The following is a 20,450-nucleotide window of genomic DNA, read 5'->3' as shown; positions in this document are numbered from 1 at the left end:
CGGTCCGGACCGCGGGCCCCGTGCTCCCGCCCGGAGCCGCCACCCGCAGCCAGCCCCCGTGAGTCATCCGCCGAAAGGACCGCCGCACATGCCCGAGATCGAGATCCGCAAGGTCACCGCCCGCATCGGCGCCCAGGTGTCCGGCGTCGACATCGGCCGCCCCCTCGACGAGGAGACCGTCGCGACCCTGCGCGAGGCCCTCAGCCGCCACAAGGCGCTGGTGTTCGACGGCGTCGGCCTGGACGACGCCGGACAGCAGGCCTTCGCCCGCCACTTCGGTGACCTCACCACCGCGCACCCCACGGTGCCCGCTGTCGACGGCGCCCCGAACGTGCTCCCCGTCGACAGCAAGAACGGCCGCGCCAACCACTGGCACACCGACGTCACCTTCGTCCTCAACCCCCCGCAGGCCAGCACCCTGCGCAGCATCACCGTGCCGCCGTACGGCGGGGAGACGCTGATCGCCGACTCCGCCGGCGCCTACCGCGACCTGCCCCAGCCGCTGCGGCAGCTGGCCGACACCCTGTGGGCGGAGCACACCAACGACTACGACTACGCCGTGCCCGCGGAGGACATCGACGAGGAACGGGCCGCGCAGCGCGCCCAGTTCACGTCCATCGAGTACCGCACCGCCCACCCGGTGGTCCGGGTGCACCCGCTGACCGGTGAACGGGGCCTGTTCATCGGAGGCTTCGCCCAGCGGATCGTCGGACTGTCGGTGGCGGAGTCCCGCAAGCTGCTGGAGCTGCTCCAGTCGTACGTGACGCGGCCGGAGAACATCCTGCGGTGGCGCTGGTCGCCGGACCAGCTCGTGCTGTTCGACAACCGGATCACCCAGCACTACGCCGTCGACAACTACGACGGTCTGCCGCGCCGGCTGCACCGGGTGACCGTCGCCGGTGACGTGCCGGTCGGGGTCGAGGGCAAGGAGAGCTACTCGATCACGGGCGACGCCTCGCACTACACGCCGCTCGCCGCCTGAGCCCCTTCCCCCGGGACGCGCGGGGCGCCGTGCTGCCCCAGGTCGCCCACCGGTGACCGGGGCGGCACGTTCCGTGGTGGAGGCGTCCGCATGGTGGGCGGTCTCCCCGGACGGACGGACGGACCGCCCAGAATGTGGGCGTTTTTGCCCGCCTCACGTAACGGACCCCCCACGCGCATGTCTCGGACCGCTCCCGACACCGGCGTCGACCGACCGGACGACGCCACCGCCGACCCGGCCCCGCCGCTCTCGCACGGACTCAAGCAGCGCCATCTGTCGATGATCGCCCTCGGCGGGGTGATCGGCGCGGGCCTGTTCGTCGGGTCGGGTGCGGGCATCGCCGCCGCCGGCCCGTCGATCGTCGTCGCGTACGCCCTCTCCGGCCTGCTCGTCATGCTGGTGATGCGCATGCTGGGCGAGATGTCGGCCGCCCACCCCTCGTCCGGTTCCTTCTCCGCGCACGCCGAACGCGCCATCGGCCCCTGGGCGGGCTTCGCCTCCGGCTGGTCGTTCTGGGTGCTGCTGTGCACGGCCGTCGGGCTGGAGGGCATCGCCGCCGCCGGGATCGTCGCCGACTGGCTGCCCGGCACGCCCGAGTGGGCCTGGGTGGCCTTGTTCGTGGCGGTGTTCTGCGCGGCCAACCTGGCCGCCGTGAAGAACTTCGGCGAGTTCGAGTTCTGGTTCGCCGCGCTGAAGGTGGGCGCGATCACCCTGTTCCTGGTGCTGGGCGTCCTTGCGATCGCCGGGCTGCTGCCGGGCACCGACTCCCCCGGCACCGCGAACCTCACCGGCGAGGGCGGGCTCCTGCCCAAGGGCGGCGAGGGGCTGGTCGTCGGCCTGCTCGCGTCCGTCTTCGCGTACGGCGGCCTGGAGACGGTGACCATCGCCGCCGCCGAGTCCGAGGACCCGGTCCAGGGGGTCGCGCGGGCCGTGCGCACGGCGATGTGGCGGATCGCGCTGTTCTACGTCGGCTCGATGGCGGTCGTCGTGACGCTGGTCCCGTGGGACTCCGCGGAGGTCCTGGAGCGGGGCCCCTACGTCGCCGCCCTCGACCACCTCGGGATTCCGGGCGCCGCGCGGCTGATGGACGTGGTCGTCCTGGCGGCCCTGCTCTCGGCGATGAACGCCAACGTCTACGGCGCCTCGCGCATCGCGTACTCGCTCGTCGAGCGGGGGCAGGGGCCGAAGCCGCTCGGCCGGGTCTCGGGCGGGGTGCCGCGGGTCGCGGTGCTCGCCTCCTGCGTTTTCGGCTTCGGCTGCGTGCTGCTCAGCTACTGGCGGCCCGACGACGTCTTCCCCTGGCTGCTGAACATGATCGGCGCGGTGATCCTGGTCGTCTGGATCTTCATCGCGGTCTCGCAGCTGCGGCTGCGGCGCACCCTGGAGCGGGAGGCGCCGGAGCGGCTGACGGTGCGGATGTGGGCGTTCCCGTTCCTGACCTGGCTGGCGCTGGCGGGGATGGCCGCGATCTTCGTGTTGATGGCCCGGCAGCCGGACACCCGGGTGCAGTTGTACTCGACGGGCGGGATGACGGTGTTCCTGGCGGCGGTCGGCTACCTCTGGCAGCGGACGCGCGCCCGCGCCTGACCCCCGCTCCACAGGCCCCCGCACGGACGCTCCGTGCGGGGGCCCTCGCATGTCCGGGCACGCATCGGCACCCTCTTGCTGCTAGCGTGCAGTTGCAAGTAGATTGCAATAAGGAAAGCGGAGGGGACCCCAGGCATGGCCGTCTACACACTTCCCGAGCTGCCGTACGACTACGCCGCGCTCGCTCCCGTGATCAGCCCGGAGATCGTCGAGCTGCACCACGACGAGCACCACGCGGCGTACGTGAAGGGGGCCAACGACACGTTGGAGCAGCTCGCGGAGGCACGCGACAAGGAGCGGTGGGCGGCGCTGAACGGCCTGGAGAAGAGCCTGGCGTTCCACCTGTCCGGGCACATCCTGCACTCGGTCTACTGGCACAACATGAACGGCGACGGCGGCGGCGAACCGCTGGCCGCGGACGGCGTGGGCGAGCTCGCCGACGCGATCGCCGAGTCCTTCGGCTCGTTCCGTGCCTTCAAGGCCCAGCTGTCGAAGGCCGCGGCGACCACCCAGGGCTCGGGCTGGGGCGTCCTCGCCTACGAACCGCTCAGCGGCCGGCTGATCGTCGAGCAGGTCTACGACCACCAGGGCAACGTCGGCCAGGGCTCGACGCCGATCCTGGTCTTCGACGCGTGGGAGCACGCGTTCTACCTCCAGTACCGGAACCAGAAGGCCGACTTCGTCGAGGCGATGTGGCAGGTGGTGGACTGGCAGGACGTGGCCCGGCGTCACGCGGCCGCGCGGGACCGTACGGACGTGCTGCTGCTCGCGCCCTGACCCCGATGACACCTGCCTCGTGATCGTCTTCTCACCCGGCACGCGGCAGGCGCACAGGGAGGCCCCCGTGAGGACGTGACTCACGGGGGCCTTCCGTTCCGTTTCCCGGCGCGCCCGGTTCCGCTCTCGCGCGGCGGCGCCCGGCGGCCTACCTTCTCAGTCCCGGCCCGAGGAGGCAGCCATGTTGTCCGACGCCCGATGCCCCAACCCGACCTGCCGGGGCCCCCTGCGCCGCTTCAAGGACCTGAACAAGGCCGAGGCGGAGGCCACCAGGGCCGTGGTGAGCAAGTACCCCGGCGAGCGGGACGAGAAGTTCCGCCCGCAGGCGTACCACCGGTGCACCACGAAGAACTGCCGCCGCGTCCAGCGCAAGGACAACTGGCAGGTGGGCGGCAACCTGCCCGAGGGCTTCTGAACCCGCGCCGGGAAGAGCCCTACAGGTTGCTGAAGTCCGGGCCCGCCGTGCGCGTGCGCTTGATCTCGTAGAAGCCCGGGATCGAGGCGACCATCAGGGTGCCGTCCCAGAGCTTGCCCGCGTCCTCGCCCTTGGGCGCCGGGGTGACCACCGGGCCGAAGAAGGCGATCTGCTCGCCGTCCGCGCCCGGAACCGCGATCACCGGCGTGCCGACGTCCTGCCCGACCTTGTCGATGCCCTCCTTGTGGGAGGCGCGCAGCTCGGCGTCGAACTCGAAGTCCTCCTGGTCGGCGTAGTCGATCAGGTCCGCGGGCAGGCCCACGTCGGCGAGCGCCGCCGCGATCGCCTCGCGGGTCGCGTCCTCGCCCTGGTTGTGGAAGCGGGTGCCGAGCGCGGTGTAGAGCGGGCCGAGGACGTCGTCCCCGTGCTTCTGCCAGGCCGCGGTGACCACACGGACCGGGGCCCACGCCTTGGTGGTGAGCAGCTCGCGGTACTGCTCGGGAAGCTCGTCCAGCTTCGGCTCGTTGAGGACGGCGAGGCTCATCACGTGCCAGCGGACCTCGATGTCGCGGATCTTCTCCACTTCCAGCACCCAGCGCGAGGTCATCCAGGCCCAGGGGCACAGCGGGTCGAACCAGAAGTCGACAGGGGTCTTCTCGGACATGGCTCTCCTCGTGAGGTCTGTTTCCGTGGGCAACACCGCCGCGCGCCCCCGCCATTCCCGGGTGTCCGCCGTCAGGAGCACATGGCAGGATCGGTCCTGTTCACACGTACCGATCACGCCACGAAGGAGTGCCGCCCGTGCCCGGTGAGAATCTGTCCCGCGACGAGGCCCGGGAGCGGGCCGCGCTGCTGTCCGTCGACGGGTACGAGGTGTCCCTCGACCTGCGGTCCGCCGTGGGGGACGCCGGGAGCGAGCCGCGCACCTTCCGCTCGGTGACCACCGTCCGGTTCCGCTGCGCCGAGCCGGGCGCGAGCACCTTCGCCGACCTGATCGCCCCGAGCGTGACCGCCGTCTCGCTCAACGGCAAGGACCTCGACCCAGCCGACGTCTTCGACGGGGCGCGGATCCGGCTGGACGGCCTCGCCGCCGAGAACGAACTGGTGGTCGACGCGCTCTGCGCCTACTCCCGCACCGGCGAGGGCATGCACCGCTTCGTCGACCCGGAGGACGGCGAGGTCTACCTCTACACGCAGTACGAGCCCGCCGACTCCCGCCGGGTCTTCGCCAACTTCGAGCAACCGGACCTCAAGGCGCCGTTCCGCGCCGAGGTGCGGGCCCCCGAGGGCTGGACGGCGTGGAGCAACGGCGCCGGCGAACTGACCGACGGGGTCTGGCGGTTCGCCGAGACCGAGCCGATCTCCACGTACATCACCGCGTTCGTCGTCGGCCCGTACCACTACGTGAGCGACAGCTACTCCCGCACCCTGCCCGACGGCACGGTGCTGGAGATCCCGCTCGGCGCGATGTGCCGCAAGGGTCTCGCGCCGCACTTCGACGCGGACGACGTCTTCCTCGTCACCAAGCAGGGCCTGGACTTCTTCCACGACCACTTCGACTACCCGTACCCCTTCGGGAAGTACGACCAGGCGTTCGTGCCCGAGTACAACCTCGGCGCGATGGAGAACCCCGGACTGGTCACGTTCCGGGAGGAGTTCATCTTCCGCGGCAAGGTGACGCAGGCGTCGTACGAGCGGCGCGCCAACGTCGTCCTGCACGAGATGGCGCACATGTGGTTCGGCGACCTGGTCACCATGCAGTGGTGGGACGACCTGTGGCTCAAGGAGTCCTTCGCCGACTTCATGGGGACCTTCTCGATGGTCGAGGCGACCCGGTTCACCGACGGCTGGATCACCTTCGCCAACAACCGCAAGGCGTGGGCCTACCGCGCCGACCAGCTGCCGTCCACGCACCCGATCACGGCCGACATCCGTGACCTGGAGGACGCGAAGCTCAACTTCGACGGGATCACGTACGCCAAGGGCGCGTCCGTCCTCAAGCAGCTCGTGGCCTACGTCGGCCGGGACGCCTTCCTCGAAGGCGCCCGCCGGTACTTCAAGCGCCACGCGTACGGCAACACGCGTCTGGGCGACCTGCTGTCGGCGCTGGAGGAGACCAGCGGGCGCGACCTGGCCGCCTGGTCGCGGGCCTGGCTGCAGACCGCGGGCGTCAACTCCCTCACCCCGCAGGTGATCCTGAGCCCCGAGGGGCGCGTCACCGAGCTGGCGGTCGTCCAGGAGGCACCGGAGTCGCACCCCGAGATGCGGCCGCACCGGGTGGCCGTGGGCCTGTACCGGCGCTCCCCCGAGGGCGCCCTGGAGCGGTACGCGCGCGCCGAGGTGGACGTCGAGGGCCCGCGCACGGTCGTCGGCGAGCTGGCCGGCGCCCCGGCACCCGACCTGGTCCTGGTCAACGACGACGACCTCACCTACTGCAAGATCCGCTTCGACGAGAACTCGCTGGTCACGCTGCGCGAGCGGCTGGGCGACATCTCCGACCCGCTGGCCCGCGCCCTGTGCTGGTCGGCGCTGTGGAACCTCACCCGCGACGGACTCATGCCCGCCCGGGACTTCATCGGCCTGGTGCTGCGGTTCGCGGGCCGCGAGTCCGACATCGGCGTCCTGCAGATGCTGCACGCCTGGGCCAACTCCGCGCTGACCCACTACGTGGCTCCGGTCTGGCGGGAGGAGGGCGGCCGGCTGCTCGCGGACGGCGCCCTCAAGGAGCTGCGCGCCGGCGCGCCCGGCAGCCAGGAACAGCTCACCTGGGCCCGGTTCTTCGCCCGGGTCGCGTCCGGCGCCTCCGACCTGGAGCTGCTGAAGGGGCTGCTGGAGGGCACGGCCGGGATCGACGGGCTGGACGTCGACCAGGAGCTGCGCTGGGCGTTCCTGGAGCCGCTCGCCGCGGCCGGGGAGGCCGACGAGCAGGTGCTGGCCGCCGAACTGGCCCGGGACGACACCGCGTCCGGCAAGCGGCACCAGGTCCGCTGCCTGGCCGCCCGTCCGTCGGCGGCGGTCAAGGCGCAGGCATGGGCGTCCGTCGTGGAGTCCGACGCGCTGTCCAACGCGCTGGTCGAGGCGACCATCGCGGGCTTCGGCAGGGCGTCCCAGCGGGAACTGACCGCGCCGTACACCGCGAAGTACTTCGAGGCGATCGAGCGCGTGTGGGCCGAGCGGTCCATCCAGATCGGGATGGACGTGGTCCGGGGCCTGTACCCGGCGCTCCAGGACTCGCCCCGGACGCTGGACGCGACGGACGCGTGGCTGTCCGCGCACGAGGGGGCGCCGCCCGCCCTGCGCCGCCTGGTGCTTGAGGCACGGGACGACCTGGCGCGCTCCCTGCGCGCCCAGGCGTGCGACGCGGCGGCCGGCTGACCCGGCCCGGCGGAGGGCACCGGCGGACGCCGGTGCCCTCCGTCACCGTGAAGAGTGGTTACTAAATTCAGGTATGCCCGGCCGTAACTCCGATGGCCCCCTGCCCGGACCTGCCGCTTTCGGCAGTCGAACGCCCGTACTTTAGGGCGAGCTTGTCCGGATTTGTCGACGGGCGTGTAACAGCGGTTAGGGAACGGATCACAGGCGGGAAGCTCCGGGTCATGACCCACAACACCCCGCTCTCCCCCCGCCCCCTGCGTCACCTGTCCGAGGTCCAGCGGCGCGTCCTGACCAGCGCGCAGCTCCGGGCCCACGGCGTGAGTGCCGCCGAGGTGAACGAGCAGTGCCGTCCGGGCGGCCCGTGGCAGCAGATCCTCCCCGGGGTCCACCTGCTGCACCCCGGCCCGCCCACCGGCGAGGAGCGGCTGCACGCGATCCTGCTGTACGCGGCCCGTTCCCCGCTCGGCGAGCAGGCGTCCGGTGTCCCGGCCCAGCCGAGCGCCGAGCAGCCGCACCGCCCCACGTACCAGGACGCGATGATCACCGGCCTGGCGGCCCTCACGCTGCACGGCTTCTCCGCCGCGCCCCCGCTGCTCTCCCTGGACCGGATCGACGTCCTGGTGCCCCGGCTGCGCAGGCTGCGCTCGACCGGTTGCGTGCGGATCGTGCGCACCGCCGTGCTGCCCGTCCCGGAGCAGGTCACGGGCGTCCCGGTGGCCCCGGTGGCGCGTGCCGTCGCCGACGCGGTGGCGGACCTGGTGGACGCGGGCGTGGTGCGGCGGCTGCTGACGGAGGCGGTGCGCGGCGGCCACTGCGAACCGGCCGCGGTGGTACGGGAGCTGACGCAGGCTCGGCTGCTGAGCCGCCCGCACGTGGTGGACGCCGTGGACTCGCTGCTGGCGGAGGGCCGCGCGATCGCCGAGGAGCGCCTCTACCGCATGGTCCGCGAGCACGGTCTGCCCGACCCGGTGTGGAACGTGGACCTGCGGCTGCCGGGCGGCCCCCACCTCGGCGGTCTCGACGCGTACTGGCCCGAGCAGGCGGTGGCGCTGGAGCTGGACACCCGGGCGCCCCGGCAGGACGACGACGCGCTGTGGTCGGAGTACGCCCGCAAGCGCGAGCACCTGGAGCGGCTCGGCATCACGGTCGTCCACGTGACGCCGCGCAAGCTGCGGGACGCGATGGAGCAGCAGGCGGCGGTCGTGCGCACGGCTCTGATGGCGGCGAGCGACCGCGATCCGGCGGCGTACGTCGTGGTGCTCCCCCGGTAGTGACGGACCGGGGCCACCAGGAGGGGAGAGGAGGGGCCGCCGGGCCACCGGCGGCCCCTCCTCGTGCGTGCCGTGTGGGTCCTAGGAACCGCAGTACTCCGCCTCGATCACCGCGTCGCCGTCCCCCGACCAGTCGCCGTTGAAGTTGAAGGCGAGGGAGTGGCGGCCGTCGGCGGTGGTGACGGCCTCCGAGGTCGAGCCGTGGATGCCGCCGCCGTGGCCCCAGACGTGGACGCCGCAGCTCAGTTCACGGTCGATGAGGCCGAGGCCGTAGCCGGCGCCCGGGATGTCGTCGACCCGGACGGTGGTCTTCATCTCGGCGAGCTGCTTCCTCGGGAGCAGCCGGCCGCGCAGCAGCGCCGAGTAGAAGCGGTTCAGGTCGCGGGAGTCGGCGATCATCTCGCCCGCCGAGGAGGCGAGGGAGGGGTTGAGCTCCGTGACGTCGTACGTAGGTCCGGTCGCCGTCCGCGCGAGCTTGCCGTAGGCGCGGCTGCTCGGCTTCGGCACCTTCGGGTAGGTGCCGGGCACGAGGGTGGCACGCAGTCCGAGGGGTTCGACGACGCGGCGGCGGATCTCGGTCGCGTACGTGTGCCCGGTGGCCTTCTCGATCACCATGCCGGCGAGGACGTAGTTGGTGTTGGAGTAGTGCCAGGAGGCTCCCGGGGCGAAGTCGGGTGCGTGGGCCATGGCGATCGCGACCAGTTGTCCGGGGGTCGTCGTGTCGAAGCGGTGCCGGAGGAAGCCGTCCTTGAGGAAGTACGTGCGGGCGAAGCCCTCGTCCTCGGTGACGTTGTAGACGCCGCTGGTGTGGTTGAGGAGTTGCCGGAGCGTGATGCGGCGGCCGTCGTGGCCGTGTCCGCGCACCACGCCCGGCAGCCACCTCTCGACGGTGTCGTCCAGCGACAGCCGGCCCTCCGCCTCCAGCTGGAGCAGGACCGTCGCGACGAAGGTCTTGGTGATGCTGCCGACGCGGTAGCGGTCGTCGGTGCCGCGGGCCCTGCCCGTCCTCAGGTCGCCGGTTCCGGAGGCCGCCTTCCAGGTGCCGTGGCCGTCCTCGGCGCGGGCGGTGACGCCCGGGACGCCGTCCCGCACGGCGGCGTCCATGGCCCGCCGGGTCGGGGTGTGGTCCCGCCCGCCGGGCGCCGCCGCCGCGGGTGCCGCCAGGGCGAACGCCGCCGCCACCGCGGTCGTCGCCACCAGTCCCGTACGTACTGACATGTGTTTCCCCCATCGCCTTGAACGCCCGCACCGTCCGTGTCGGGGGAAGGGACCCGGCGGGCGCGGGGAGGGTTGACCGCCGCCGGTCCGGTTGAGCCGGTTTCAGCCCTTCTTCAGCACCAGCTCGGTGTTGCGGTCGCCGGCCGTGCCCGTCAGGTCGCTGCGGGCGCCCGGGGCGTTGAAGGACAGCTCGCGGTAGAGGGCGGCGAGGCCGGTCTGGGAGAGGTCGGCGTAGTCGGTGCGGTGCGGGGCGGCGGACTCGATGAGCGTGGTGAACAGGGAGACCGTGCCGTCCTTGTTGTCCACCACCTCGATGACGCGGGCGAGTTGGGGGAAGTCGACGTGCGAGGCGGTGGAGATCTCCCAGAAGGAGCCGCCGCCGGACGTCCGGTGCGGGGTGATGTCGTTCTTGTGGCTGTGGCCGTTGACCCAGGCCAGCACGTTGCGGTGGCTGCCGAGCAGGGCGAGCAGCTCGTCGCCGCCGTGGCGCCTCTCGCCGGGGTGCGCGGGGTCGGCGCGCAGGTTGCGCATGGTCTTGCTGGTGTGATGGCTGAAGACGATCACGTGCGCGTCCCGGTTGTCGCGCAGGGTCCGCTCCAGCCAGCGGAGCTGGGCGGTGCCGACCGAGCCCTCGTAGTGGCCGCCGGGGTCGGTCGAGTCGAGGCTGACGCCGAGGACGTCGTCGGCGATGCGGAACGCGTAGTACTGGGTGCCCGCGGCGAGGTTGGCCTGAGAGTAGCCGTGGCCGACCGGGCCGGGGCCGGTGTGGGCGGGGTCGAGGTGCGCCCGCACGTACTCGGCCGGGGTGAAGGGGGCGCGCGCCTCGTCGGGGGTGACCGAACGCATGTGCCGAGCCTGGGACTTGAGCATCGCGCGGAAGTCGGTGCCCTTGGGGTCGCCGCCCTTCTTCACGTTCTTCCAGAGCGCGGCGCCGACCGCCTCGTCGAGCGTCATCAGCTTCTTGCCGCCCACGGCGAACTCCGCGAAGAAGGAGTCGCCGGGCGCGTAGCAGCCGCCGGGCAGGGCGTCGTGGTTGCCGACCGTGGAGTACCAGGGCAGGCCGAGGCCGGGGCTGCGCAGCTCGCGCACGGCCGCGTCGAGGAAGCCCTGGATGCGCGGGAAGCCGCGCTGCTTGTCGGCGTCGCGCAGGGCGGTGTCGGGCTGCCAGTACAGCTTGAGGTCGCTGTTCTGGACGCCCTCGTAGTGGCGCGGGTCGCCGGAGTTGGGGGTGACGCGCCCACCGCTCATCACCTTCAGGAACCACTCCAGTTCGGTCCTGGAGTTGTTGTCGGTGTTGTCGCCGGTGGTCATCACGAAGTGGAGCGGGGAGCCGGTGACGGGGGCTCCCCGCAGGCTGTTGACCCGCTCGACGAGCGAGACGGCGCCGGCCACGGACAGCGCCTCCTGGGGGCGCCAGGCGCTGGCGGTCTGGGCGCGCAGGTACTCGTAGCGCAGCGGGTGCTGGACGTCGACCAGGTGCAGGTCGGTGAACTGCACGAAGGAGGCGAGCGCGGTGCGCCGGCCGGCCCGGCCCGCCCGGGGCGCGGCCAGCTCGCCGCGCACCACCCGCTGCCAGGCGGGGCCGTCGCCGAGGCGCCGGTAGCCGGTGGCGCCGCGGGGTGCGGCGACCGAGCCGAGCGTGGTGCCGCGGGTGTAGGGGGCCAGGGGCGCGGCGGGCGCGCGGCGGGACATGGCGACGGGTGCCTGCGCCGCCGCGGCCGGTGCCTGCCCCGCGGCGGCGTGCGCCTCGGCGCCGGGCCGCAGCGCGTAGCCGAGCCCTCCGGAGAGCGTGACCGCCCCTGCGGCGGCGAGCAGGGCACGGCGGTCGAGGGAGGCGGTGGCGGTGCTGGCGGCGGCTGTGGCGACAGAGCGTATGCGCGACATGGCGCGATCTCCCCGAGTACGAACGCGTCGGCGGTGTTCGCGGGGACTCCTCTGCTGGAATCCCCGCTCACACTGGATCGTTGGCACCGGGAATGACCTGCGCGTTAACTGGACGGCAACGCGCAGCGCCGATCACCGTACGTGGATCACCGCCTGCCCTGCGTGGCCACGGACCTCTCTCCGGACGGCCGGGAGGCGGTCACTCCGTGTTCATCTTCCGGGGTACGCGGCCTACGATCCGGCGTCGGCGGCCCGTCCGTCGGCCGGGCGCCGCCGCCACAGGGTGAGGCCGACGTCGACGAGCCCGACCCGGTCGAGGCCGGTCACCGACTCCAGGGGGTGCCAGGCGGCCAGGTCCGTGGAGCCGTTCGTCTCGTGGCGGAGTTCGCCGCCGGTGACCTCGGCCTCGTAGACGATGCGCAGCCCGTGGAAGTCGGCCGTCGCGCCCAGCCGGCGCGGATAGGTGCGGCGGATGGAGTCCACGCCGAGCAGGGTGACCGGGCGCACGGCGTACCCGGTCTCCTCCTCGGCCTCGCGGACGACGGTGTCGTAGGGGTCCTCGCCGTGGTCCATGCCGCCGCCCGGCAGGGTCCACCGCTTGCTGCCGTCCCCGGCGACCCACCGGGCCAGCAGCATCATTCCGTCCCGTACACACACGGCGTAGGCCGCCACCCGCAACTCCTCATGCATGCACAGACGTTACGGCAGGGAGGGGTTGGCGGGTGAGTAATCGGGCGGTGACCAGCGCAGCGGGCTGCCCCCGGCGGTCTCCACGGCCTCGGCGAGGGTGAAGTGGACGCTCCGCTCGCCGCCGGGGCCGTACCGGGTGCGGGCGGTGCCCGTGAGCTGGAGCAGCGTGCCCGACGACCAGTCCAGGAAGAGCAGTCCGGCCCGCGGGTCCGCCTCCAGGTTGCCCAGGGAGAGGAACATGGAGTTGCCCGGGTAGTCGCGCCAGCTCAGCTCGCGGGGCGAACCGGCGCGCACGAAGCCGGGGTTGCCGCCGCGGTGGCTGACGTCCGCGCCGTCCGCGTGCACGCTGGCCAGGAAGAAGGTGTCGGCGGCGGCGACGAACTCCCGCTGCTCCGGAGTCAGTTCGGTGCCGCGGCCGGTCTCGCGTGGTGTGCGGACGAGCGTCTCGTACGTCTGTCTGCGCTGGAGGTACTTGGGGCAGTTGGCGAAGACCTGGTCGGCCTCGACGGCGAGACCGCCGGGCGTGGGCCGCGCCCGGCCGTTGAGCCGCATGCGGCGGCGCGTGCGCGGGTCCAGGGCGAGGGTGCCGACGGCCGTGCCCTCCGTGGAGAGGGCGGCCTCGATCGGGTCGCCCGCGCGGACCGAGCCGGCGACGGAGATCCGGCGCGGCCCGGTGGCGCGTACGAAGCCCGGGCGCCCGGTGACCGGCGAGGCCCACACCGCGCCGTCCACCGGGTCGGCGGCGCCGAGGACGAGCATCGGCTGCTGTTCCAGGAAGGCCGCGGCCACGGGCCTGATGCCCTGCCCGACGGACTGGCCCACGTGGTCGGCGAGGTCGCGGACGCCGACCCGCTCCTGCACGGCGCGCGAGCCGGGGTGATACGTCACGGGGCGCCCCTTCGCCTAGAAGAAGCCGCAGGTCGGTGCGGAGGACGAGGGTGCGGGGGCGTCGTCGGCCCCCTGCGGCGCGTAGATCTCCAGGCGGATGCCGTCGGGGTCGTGGAAGAAGATGCCGCCGGAGGCCCTCCCCTCGCCGTGGGCGACCACGCCCTCGTACGCGAACTCCACCCCGTAGGCGCGCAGGGCCGTCTCGTACTCCCTGACGCGCTCGACCGAGTCCACCTCGAACGCCAGGTGGTGCAGGCCGGCCCGGCCGCGGTCGTAGGAGCCCTCGGCCTGCTGCCACAGCGTCAGCACGGGGCTGCCGCCCTCCCCGAGGAACGCGTACCTGCGGTCCTCCTCCTTGCCCTCGCCGATCAGGCCGAAGCCGAGGACGTCCCGGTAGAAGCCGAGCGAGCGGTCGAGGTCCGTGACGCTGAGGCCGATATGCCCGGTGCGCGGTGTCATGACAGTCCCCTTCTGTCGATGGGGCCCCCGAAGCGGGGGCTAACCCTCGTCATGGAGATTAGAGGTTAGAATCGACGGGCGCAACCGGTCACGTAGTCTTGACCGGTTAGCAGTGAAGGAGCCCCCATGTCCCCCGCGCCCTCCGCACCCTCAGCGGCCCCGGCACCCGATCCGCGCCCGCTCACCGGCGAGCCCCTCTCGCTCGACCTGCTCAACACCCGCTGGATGCACGAGGGGACCGTGCGGGACCTGCTGACGGACACCGCGGGCCTCGCGGTGTGGCTGCACGCGAACGGCCTGGACTTCCCGGCCCGGGACGCCACCCTGCGGCACCTCCTGCACACTCGCGACGCCCTGCGCGCCATCGCCGACGGCTCGCTGGAGGGCGGGGCGGACCGCGTCGACGCCGTCCTCGCGCACGGGCGGGTCAGGGTGACCCTGACGCCGCAAGGGCCCGGCGAGAGACCGGAGTTCGAGGACGCGGCGTGGGGCCCCGCCTGGCTCGCCGCCCGCGACTACCTGGAGCTGCTCACCACCGCCCCGGACCGCATCCGCCGCTGCGCCCACACGGCGTGCATCCTGCACTTCTTCGACACCTCGCGGAACGGCACCCGGCGCTGGTGCTCGATGGCGGCGTGCGGTAACCGCGCGAAGGCGTCCCGCCACTACGCGCGCACGAAGGAGGGCTGAAACCCCGCCGGCCCGGCGCACGGCGTCGGGAATGCCCCCTCCTGCGGCACTTTGGCCGCCGTGACGTATGGCGGAAGTACGCCATGCCTCCAACCCGCCCCGGTCAACTCTCCCCAAACAACTGTCCCCTGGGTAAAGCTGAGCGGTCTTCCGGGTTCACATACCGGACTGACGCGACCGGCCCGATTCATCCCGGACCCGGTCGCTCCACGCTCGTTCCTTTACCTACAAGGGATGCAGATGACCCCCGAACCTCAGCGCGCTCCGATATCGGGCGCGAGACGCGTGGCCCGCGTGGTCGCCGCCGCAGGCCTGGTGGCCGCGCTCTCCGCGGCCGGGCCGATACCCATGGCCTTCTCGGCGGACCACGCGCCCGCCACACCGGACCCGGGCACCAAGTCCGCGAGCGCCAAGCTCGGTTCGGCCGACGCCGACCTCCTCACGGAGGCCAAGGCCGAGGGTGCCAAGAACGTCACGATGATGATCGCCACCGCTCCCGGGCAGACCGAGCAGGTCGCCGGGCAGCTGGACGCGGTCAAGGGCGGCTCCGTCGGCCGCACCTACGACAAGCTCGGCTACGTCCGCGCGACGGTCCCGACGGCCAAGGCCGACGCCGCCATCGCCGCCGCCGCGAAGCTCGGTTCGGTGCACGGCATCGACCTGCGCCAGGAGATCGCGCTCGACGACCCGGCCCCGAGCGCCGACACGGCCAAGGGCGCCAAGGAGCGTGCCACCGCCACGACGGCGTACCCGGCGCCCTCCAAGAGCACGCCCGCCGAGAACCCGTACAACCCCTCCTTCGAGACGGGCGCCGTCGACTTCGTCGAGGACCACCCGAAGGCGGACGGCCGGGGCATCACCATCGGCATCCTCGACTCGGGCGTCGACCTGGGTCACCCCGCCCTGCAGAAGACGACCACCGGCGCGCGCAAGATCGTCGACTGGGTCACCGCGACCGACCCGATCACCGACGCCGACGCGACCTGGCGCCGGATGACCAACCCGGTCGCCGGCCCCGTCTTCACCTACGGCGGCGCCACCTGGAAGGCCCCCGCGGGCGACTACCAGGTCAACCTCTTCCGCGAGTCCGCCTCCGTCGGCGGCGACGCCAACGGCGACGCGAACCGCGACGGCGACACCACCGACGTCTGGGGCATCCTCTACGACGCCAAGGCCGGCACGGTCCGCGTCGACCTGAACAACAACCAGGACTTCACGGACGACGAGCCGATGAAGCCCTACAAGGACGGCTTCCAGGTCGGCTACTTCGGCACCGACAACCCGGCGACCGACGTCGCCGAGCGGCAGCCGTTCGTCGTCGAGATCCGCAAGGACGTGCCGACCGACCCGTACGGCGGCGACTGGGTCGGCAAGAAGGCCGACTTCGTCAACATCGGCATCATCGAGTCCGAGCACGGCACGCACGTCGCGGGCATCACCTCCGCGAACGGCCTGTTCGGCGGCAGGATGAACGGCGCGGCCCCGGGCGCGAAGCTCGTCTCCTCGCGCGCCTGCACCTGGAGTGGCGGCTGCACCAACATCGCGCTCACCGAGGGCATGATCGACCTCGTCGCCAACCGCGGCGTCGACATCGTGAACATGTCCATCGGCGGTCTGCCGGCGCTGAACGACGGCAACAACGCGCGCGCCGAGCTCTACACGCGCCTCATCGACACCTACGGCGTCCAGCTGGTGATCTCCGCGGGCAACTCCGGCCCCGGCGCCAACACCATCGGCGACCCCGGCCTGGCCGACAAGGTCATCTCCGTCGGCGCGACCATCTCCAAGCGCACCTGGGCCGCCAACTACGGCTCCCAGGCCGAGAAGTCGTACGCGATGATGCCCTTCTCCTCGCGCGGCCCGCGTGAGGACGGCGGCTTCACGCCGACGATCAGCGCGCCCGGCGCGTCGATCAACACCACCCAGACCTGGCTGCCCGGCTCCCCGGTCGCCGAGGCGGGCTACACGCTGCCGGCCGGCTACTCGATGCTCCAGGGCACCTCGATGGCGTCCCCGCAGGCCGCGGGCGCCTCGGCGCTGCTGCTGAGCGCCGCGAAGCAGAAGGGGATCGACCTCACCCCGGCGACCCTGCGCACCGCGCTGAACTCCACCGCCGACCACATCAAGGGTGTGCAGGCGTACGAGGAGGGTGCGGGCCTCATCAACATCGAGGACGCGTGGGAGTCCATCAAGGACGACGCCACCGCGCACGCCTACACGGTCCAGGCGCCGGTCGACACCGCGATCGACTACGCCCTGAAGACGCCGGGCTTCGGCACCGGCCTGTACGACCGTGAGGGCGGCCTGAAGGCCGGCCAGTCCAAGACGTACGACGTGACCGTCACCCGCACCTCGGGCCCGGACCGCGCGCTGCGCCACGAGCTGCACCTGGAGAACAACGCGGGCGGCACCTTCCGCATCGTGAGCTCCGACGAGGTCGCGCTGCCGCTGAACAAGCCGGTCACCGTCAAGATCGCCGCCCGGCCGTCCTCGGCCGGCATCAAGAGCGCGATCCTGGAGGTCGACGACCCGCGCACCGAGGGCGTCGACAAGCAGATCCTGTCGACCGTCGTCGTCGCGGCGCCGGTCAAGTACACGTACTCCGCGTCGGGTTCGGTCCAGCGCAACAGCAGCACGTCGTACTTCGTGACCGTCCCCGAGGGCGCCAAGTCCCTCGAGGTCGCGATCGGCGGGCTGAAGGACAAGAGCCAGACCCGCTTCATCTCCATCCACCCGTACGGCGTTCCGGTCGACAACACCTCGACGCCGTACTGCTACAACAACTACCTCGACGGCAACGGCTGCAAGCCCGACGTGCGCGCGTACGCGGACCCGCAGGCCGGCGTCTGGGAGATCGAGGTCGAGTCGCGCCGTACGTCGCCGCTGCTCGACAACCCGTACAAGCTGGACGTCGCCGTGCTCGGCGCGGCCTTCGACCCGGCCGTCGTCACCGTCCCCGAGGCCAAGGTCGGCACCCCGGCCGCCGCCTCGTGGAAGGTCACGAACAAGTTCGCGGCGCTCGACGGCACCCTCAAGGGCGGCCCGCTCGGCTCCTCGAAGACGGCCCGGCCGACCATCGCCCAGGGCGCGACGCAGACCACCACGGTCGAGGTGCCCGCGGGCGCCAAGTCGCTCGACGTCGCCATCGGCAAGGTGTCCGACACGGCCGCCGACCTCGACCTGACGGTGAAGAACGCCGCCGGGACGACGGTCGGTTCGTCGGCGGACGGCGACTCGGAGGAGGCCGTCTCGGTGCCCTCTCCGGCCGCCGGGACGTACACCATCGAGGTCGTGGGCTACGCGGTTCCCTCGGGCTCCACGGCGTACGACTACCAGGACGTGTTCTTCTCGTCCTCGCTCGGCCAGGTCACGGTCGACGGGTCCGCGCCGGTCAAGCTCGGCACCGGTGACACGGCGACGGTGTCCGCCTCGGTCACCGCCGCGGCCGCGGCCCCCGAGGGCCGTGAGTTCTTCGGCCAGGTCCAGCTGGTGAACGCCCGCGGCACGGTCGCGGGCCTCGGCAGCGTCAAGATCGAGAAGGTCACGCCGTAACCGACGGTTCACGGCAGCGGGGGCGGGCGTCCGTACGGGCGCCCGCCCCTTCCCGTTCCCGCGCCGTCAGTCCTTGCCGCCGTCCCCCTCCGGGGCCGGGCACGTGAGGTGCTCGGCCCCGGGCAACGCCTTCAGGATGTCCTCGCGCGCGTCGCCGATCCCCCGGCCGACCTCCCAGTCCTGCCGGTCCGTCTCCGGGTGGACCGGCACCCGGACCAGCGTGCGGACGCCGGGCCTCAGATCCTCGCGCGCACTGCCGTCCAGGGTGACGGTGATCGTCGGCCGGTCCTTCACCGACTCCTGCGGCCGGTAGTAGCGCTTCACCTTCAGCACCACCCGGACGTCCCCGTCGTGCCGGGGCGTGAGGCTCACCACGGTCCCCTCGACGAGGACCCGGGAGCAGGCGATGCGCAGGGCCGGCGAGTGATCCGACTCCTGACCACCGGCCTTGGCGTCGGCGGCGGCCGACTTGCCGCTCGCCGAGGAGTCGGCGGCGCCCATGCCCCCGCCCTGCGTGACGAGCCAGCCCATGCCGGCCACGACGGTGGCCGCGACGGCCGCGGCGAGGGTGCCGAGGGCCAGACGCAGCGGACGGCGGGTACGCCGTGCGGGGGCCCGGTTCCTGACCGGCTCTCGCGCCCGCTCCGGCGCCCGCTCACGTGCCGGCACATCGCCGGCCAGCGCGTCCCCGATGGCGGTCAGCTGTTGCCGCAGCAGTGCCACGTCCGCCGCCGCGGACCGGTGCTCGGCCAGGACGGCGGCGTCGTCGCGCACCTCCTCGGGCAGCGGCTCGTCCATGATCGCGGCCCACAGCGCGTCCGCGCCGGATCCGGCCGGCCCGCTCTCGTACCCGGCCACGTCACACCACCTCGTCCTCGTGCAGGCGGACGCGCAGCGCGCGCACCGCCGAGTGCAGCCTGCTCTTGACCGTGCCCTCCGGGATGCCGAGCTCCTCGGCTATCCCGCGCACCGGCAGATCGGCGTAGAAGCGCAGCACGAGCACCTGCCGGTGGGCGTCGGGCAGCTCGTCCAGGCCCCGCGCCACGGCGAGGGAGAGCACGCTGGAGTCCTCGTCGGAGGGGTGCTCCAGCGGGCGCAGCCCGGCGAGGCGCTCGCCGAGCCGTTCCTGACGGCGCTTGGCGCGGTGCCAGTCCATCGCCAGGTTGGAGGCGACGACCGCGGCCCAGGCCGACACGTCCCGCGGCGCCTCGTCCCCCTTGGCGGCCCGCTCCAGCAGCCGCAGGCGGACCTGCTGCACCCCGTCCGGCAGGTCCGCCTGCGGCACCCCGCCGAGCGCGAGCACCGCACGCACCCGGCGTTCCTGGGCCGCGTCCAGGGGGTCGTCCACCCCCTGGACGCGGCGCGTCCTTCCGCGCAGCACCGTCACCCCTCCCCTCGCCGCGTTTTCTCTACGACGCCGGGGCGGGCCGAAACGTTCACCGAGACCTGGGTCACACGCGTGCGGGCGGCCGAGGGGTACGTCACAGGGGCCGTCCCATTCCTCGGGCAAAGGATTGGACACACGGGGCCTGGTGAGACGCATGATGGGTTCACTGGGACCTGTCGTCCGTACGCAGGAAAAGCACGCTAGGAGTCGTCGTGAAGGTAGGAATCGTCGGAGCCACCGGTCAGGTCGGCACGGTCATGCGCAGAATCCTCGTGGAGCGCGACTTCCCGGTCGAGACGCTGCGCCTGTTCGCCTCGGCCCGGTCCGCGGGTTCGACGATCGACTTCAAGGGCACGCCCGTGACCGTGGAGGACGCCTCCACCGCCGACTACAGCGGCCTGGACATCGTGCTCTTCTCGGCGGGCGGCGCCACCTCGAAGGCGCTGGCTGAGAAGGTCGCCTCGCAGGGCGCCGTCGTGATCGACAACTCCTCCGCCTGGCGCAAGGACCCCGAGGTCCCGCTGGTCGTCTCCGAGGTGAACCCGCACGCGATCGCCGACCGCCCCAAGGGCATCATCGCCAACCCGAACTGCACGACGATGGCCGCGATGCCGGTGCTGAAGCCGCTGCACGAGGAGGCCGGCCTCCAGGCGCTGGTCGTCGCCACCTACCAGGCGGTGTCCGGTTCGGGTCTCGCGGGCGTGGCGGAGCTGCACGGCCAGGCGCAGAAGGTCGTCGCCGACGCCGACAAGCTGACCCACGACGGCGGCGCGGTCGACTTCCCCGAGCCGCAGGTCTACAAGCGCCCCATCGCCTTCAACGTGCTCCCTCTCGCGGGCAACGTCGTCGACGACGGCCTGAACGAGACCGACGAGGAGCAGAAGCTCCGCAACGAGTCCCGCAAGATCCTGGAGATCCCCGGGCTGAAGGTCTCCGGCACCTGCGTGCGCGTGCCCGTCTTCTCCGGCCACTCCCTCCAGGTGAACGCCCGCTTCGAGCGTCCGCTGTCCACGGAGCGTGCCACCGAGCTGCTCGCCGGCGCCCCGGGCGTCGTCCTCTCGGACATCCCGACGCCGCTGGAGGCCGCCGGCCAGGACGCCTCGTACGTCGGCCGCATCCGCGGCGACGAGACGGTCGACAACGGTCTCGCCTTCTTCGTCTCCGGCGACAACCTGCGCAAGGGCGCGGCGCTCAACGCGATCCAGATCGCCGAGCTGGTCGCGGCCGAGCTGAAGGACTGACGCCGGTCCCGGCCGCCCCGCCGGGACGTGCCCG

At 72.4% G+C, this 20,450-nt stretch carries 17 protein-coding genes; 9 read left to right on the top strand and 8 right to left on the bottom strand.

Annotation, left to right across the window (positions count from 1 at the left end):
* Window positions 1-88: 88 nt before the first annotated feature.
* The 4 genes from ACZ4VA_RS01935 to ACZ4VA_RS01920 all read left to right on the top strand — a co-directional run bounded on the left by ACZ4VA_RS01935 (window position 89) and on the right by ACZ4VA_RS01920 (window position 3,761).
* Window positions 89-982 carry a TauD/TfdA dioxygenase family protein gene (locus ACZ4VA_RS01935; protein ID WP_468079283.1) on the top strand — a complete coding sequence of 298 codons (894 nt, stop codon included), beginning with the start codon at window positions 89-91 and terminating at the stop codon, window positions 980-982.
* A 177-nt stretch (window positions 983-1,159) separates the two neighbouring features.
* Window positions 1,160-2,569, top strand: a complete 1,410-nt coding sequence (locus ACZ4VA_RS01930; protein WP_355793685.1) for an amino acid permease — start codon at window positions 1,160-1,162, stop codon at window positions 2,567-2,569.
* Between the two features lie 135 nt (window positions 2,570-2,704).
* Window positions 2,705-3,346, top strand: a complete 642-nt coding sequence (locus ACZ4VA_RS01925) for a superoxide dismutase (protein WP_468079281.1) — start codon at window positions 2,705-2,707, stop codon at window positions 3,344-3,346.
* A 181-nt stretch (window positions 3,347-3,527) separates the two neighbouring features.
* The gene (locus ACZ4VA_RS01920) at window positions 3,528-3,761 is read left to right on the top strand and encodes a hypothetical protein (RefSeq protein ID WP_356165019.1); all 234 of its coding nucleotides are present in this window, start codon (window positions 3,528-3,530) and stop codon (window positions 3,759-3,761) included.
* A 19-nt stretch (window positions 3,762-3,780) separates the two neighbouring features.
* On the opposite strand, the gene ACZ4VA_RS01915 is transcribed toward ACZ4VA_RS01920, so the two are convergent.
* Complete coding sequence (locus ACZ4VA_RS01915; RefSeq protein WP_356237688.1) at window positions 3,781-4,425, bottom strand: mycothiol-dependent nitroreductase Rv2466c family protein; 645 nt, start codon at window positions 4,423-4,425, stop codon at window positions 3,781-3,783.
* A gap of 137 nt (window positions 4,426-4,562) precedes the next feature.
* Here ACZ4VA_RS01915 and pepN point away from each other — a divergent pair, with 137 nt between their 5' ends.
* Window positions 4,563-7,136 (top strand): aminopeptidase N, encoded by a 2,574-nt coding sequence (gene pepN / locus ACZ4VA_RS01910; RefSeq protein WP_356165013.1) that lies wholly within the window; start codon window positions 4,563-4,565, stop codon window positions 7,134-7,136.
* Between the two features lie 221 nt (window positions 7,137-7,357).
* The gene (locus ACZ4VA_RS01905) at window positions 7,358-8,407 is read left to right on the top strand and encodes a hypothetical protein (RefSeq protein ID WP_468079278.1); all 1,050 of its coding nucleotides are present in this window, start codon (window positions 7,358-7,360) and stop codon (window positions 8,405-8,407) included.
* Window positions 8,408-8,488: 81 nt separating this feature from the next.
* Here the strand turns inward: ACZ4VA_RS01905 and ACZ4VA_RS01900 are convergent, their stop codons facing one another.
* The 5 genes from ACZ4VA_RS01900 to ACZ4VA_RS01880 form a co-directional block, all read right to left on the bottom strand.
* Window positions 8,489-9,625, bottom strand: a complete 1,137-nt coding sequence (locus tag ACZ4VA_RS01900) for a serine hydrolase domain-containing protein (protein WP_452923053.1) — start codon at window positions 9,623-9,625, stop codon at window positions 8,489-8,491.
* A 102-nt stretch (window positions 9,626-9,727) separates the two neighbouring features.
* Entirely contained in the window at window positions 9,728-11,509 is a 1,782-nt protein-coding gene (locus ACZ4VA_RS01895) for a TIGR03767 family metallophosphoesterase (protein ID WP_389389548.1), read from the bottom strand.
* A gap of 231 nt (window positions 11,510-11,740) precedes the next feature.
* Window positions 11,741-12,199: an NUDIX hydrolase gene (locus ACZ4VA_RS01890; RefSeq protein WP_356165004.1), complete on the bottom strand. Its 459-nt coding sequence runs from the start codon at window positions 12,197-12,199 to the stop codon at window positions 11,741-11,743.
* A 9-nt stretch (window positions 12,200-12,208) separates the two neighbouring features.
* The gene (locus ACZ4VA_RS01885) at window positions 12,209-13,087 is read right to left on the bottom strand and encodes a pyridoxamine 5'-phosphate oxidase family protein (RefSeq protein WP_355785965.1); all 879 of its coding nucleotides are present in this window, start codon (window positions 13,085-13,087) and stop codon (window positions 12,209-12,211) included.
* A 15-nt stretch (window positions 13,088-13,102) separates the two neighbouring features.
* A complete protein-coding gene (locus tag ACZ4VA_RS01880) occupies window positions 13,103-13,546 on the bottom strand; it encodes a VOC family protein (RefSeq protein ID WP_355785963.1) in 444 nt (147 codons plus the stop codon).
* Window positions 13,547-13,672: 126 nt separating this feature from the next.
* Between ACZ4VA_RS01880 and ACZ4VA_RS01875 the strand changes: the two genes are divergently transcribed.
* A complete protein-coding gene (locus ACZ4VA_RS01875; protein WP_355785960.1) occupies window positions 13,673-14,236 on the top strand; it encodes a CGNR zinc finger domain-containing protein in 564 nt (187 codons plus the stop codon).
* 240 nt (window positions 14,237-14,476) lie between these two features.
* Window positions 14,477-17,788, top strand: a complete 3,312-nt coding sequence (locus ACZ4VA_RS01870; RefSeq protein ID WP_468079274.1) for a S8 family serine peptidase — start codon at window positions 14,477-14,479, stop codon at window positions 17,786-17,788.
* Window positions 17,789-17,854: 66 nt separating this feature from the next.
* Here ACZ4VA_RS01870 and ACZ4VA_RS01865 read toward each other — a convergent pair whose 3' ends face one another.
* The gene (locus ACZ4VA_RS01865; RefSeq protein ID WP_356164994.1) at window positions 17,855-18,646 is read right to left on the bottom strand and encodes a hypothetical protein; all 792 of its coding nucleotides are present in this window, start codon (window positions 18,644-18,646) and stop codon (window positions 17,855-17,857) included.
* Between the two features lies 1 nt (window position 18,647).
* Complete coding sequence (locus ACZ4VA_RS01860) at window positions 18,648-19,169, bottom strand: RNA polymerase sigma factor (protein WP_356164991.1); 522 nt, start codon at window positions 19,167-19,169, stop codon at window positions 18,648-18,650.
* Between the two features lie 218 nt (window positions 19,170-19,387).
* Between ACZ4VA_RS01860 and ACZ4VA_RS01855 the strand changes: the two genes are divergently transcribed.
* Window positions 19,388-20,416, top strand: coding sequence for an aspartate-semialdehyde dehydrogenase (locus tag ACZ4VA_RS01855; RefSeq protein ID WP_356164988.1), 1,029 nt, complete (start codon window positions 19,388-19,390; stop codon window positions 20,414-20,416).
* Window positions 20,417-20,450 lie beyond the last annotated feature (34 nt).

This window comes from Streptomyces sp. NPDC028308 (genome assembly GCF_055565855.1).
The sequence above is the reverse complement of the archived record's forward strand: the minus strand, read 5'-3'. Positions and strand labels throughout refer to the sequence as shown.

Coding starts and splice junctions, on each gene's coding strand:
- ACZ4VA_RS01905 (WP_468079278.1), top strand. CDS start 7,358: ATGACCCACAACACCCCGCTCTCCCCCCGCCCCCTGCGTCACCTGTCC.
- ACZ4VA_RS01880 (WP_355785963.1), bottom strand. CDS start 13,546: ATGACACCGCGCACCGGGCATATCGGCCTCAGCGTCACGGACCTCGAC.
- ACZ4VA_RS01925 (WP_468079281.1), top strand. CDS start 2,705: ATGGCCGTCTACACACTTCCCGAGCTGCCGTACGACTACGCCGCGCTC.
- ACZ4VA_RS01935 (WP_468079283.1), top strand. CDS start 89: ATGCCCGAGATCGAGATCCGCAAGGTCACCGCCCGCATCGGCGCCCAG.
- ACZ4VA_RS01890 (WP_356165004.1), bottom strand. CDS start 12,199: ATGCATGAGGAGTTGCGGGTGGCGGCCTACGCCGTGTGTGTACGGGAC.
- ACZ4VA_RS01875 (WP_355785960.1), top strand. CDS start 13,673: ATGTCCCCCGCGCCCTCCGCACCCTCAGCGGCCCCGGCACCCGATCCG.
- ACZ4VA_RS01915 (WP_356237688.1), bottom strand. CDS start 4,425: ATGTCCGAGAAGACCCCTGTCGACTTCTGGTTCGACCCGCTGTGCCCC.
- ACZ4VA_RS01870 (WP_468079274.1), top strand. CDS start 14,477: ATGACCCCCGAACCTCAGCGCGCTCCGATATCGGGCGCGAGACGCGTG.
- ACZ4VA_RS01930 (WP_355793685.1), top strand. CDS start 1,160: ATGTCTCGGACCGCTCCCGACACCGGCGTCGACCGACCGGACGACGCC.
- ACZ4VA_RS01920 (WP_356165019.1), top strand. CDS start 3,528: ATGTTGTCCGACGCCCGATGCCCCAACCCGACCTGCCGGGGCCCCCTG.
- ACZ4VA_RS01895 (WP_389389548.1), bottom strand. CDS start 11,509: ATGTCGCGCATACGCTCTGTCGCCACAGCCGCCGCCAGCACCGCCACC.
- ACZ4VA_RS01900 (WP_452923053.1), bottom strand. CDS start 9,625: ATGTCAGTACGTACGGGACTGGTGGCGACGACCGCGGTGGCGGCGGCG.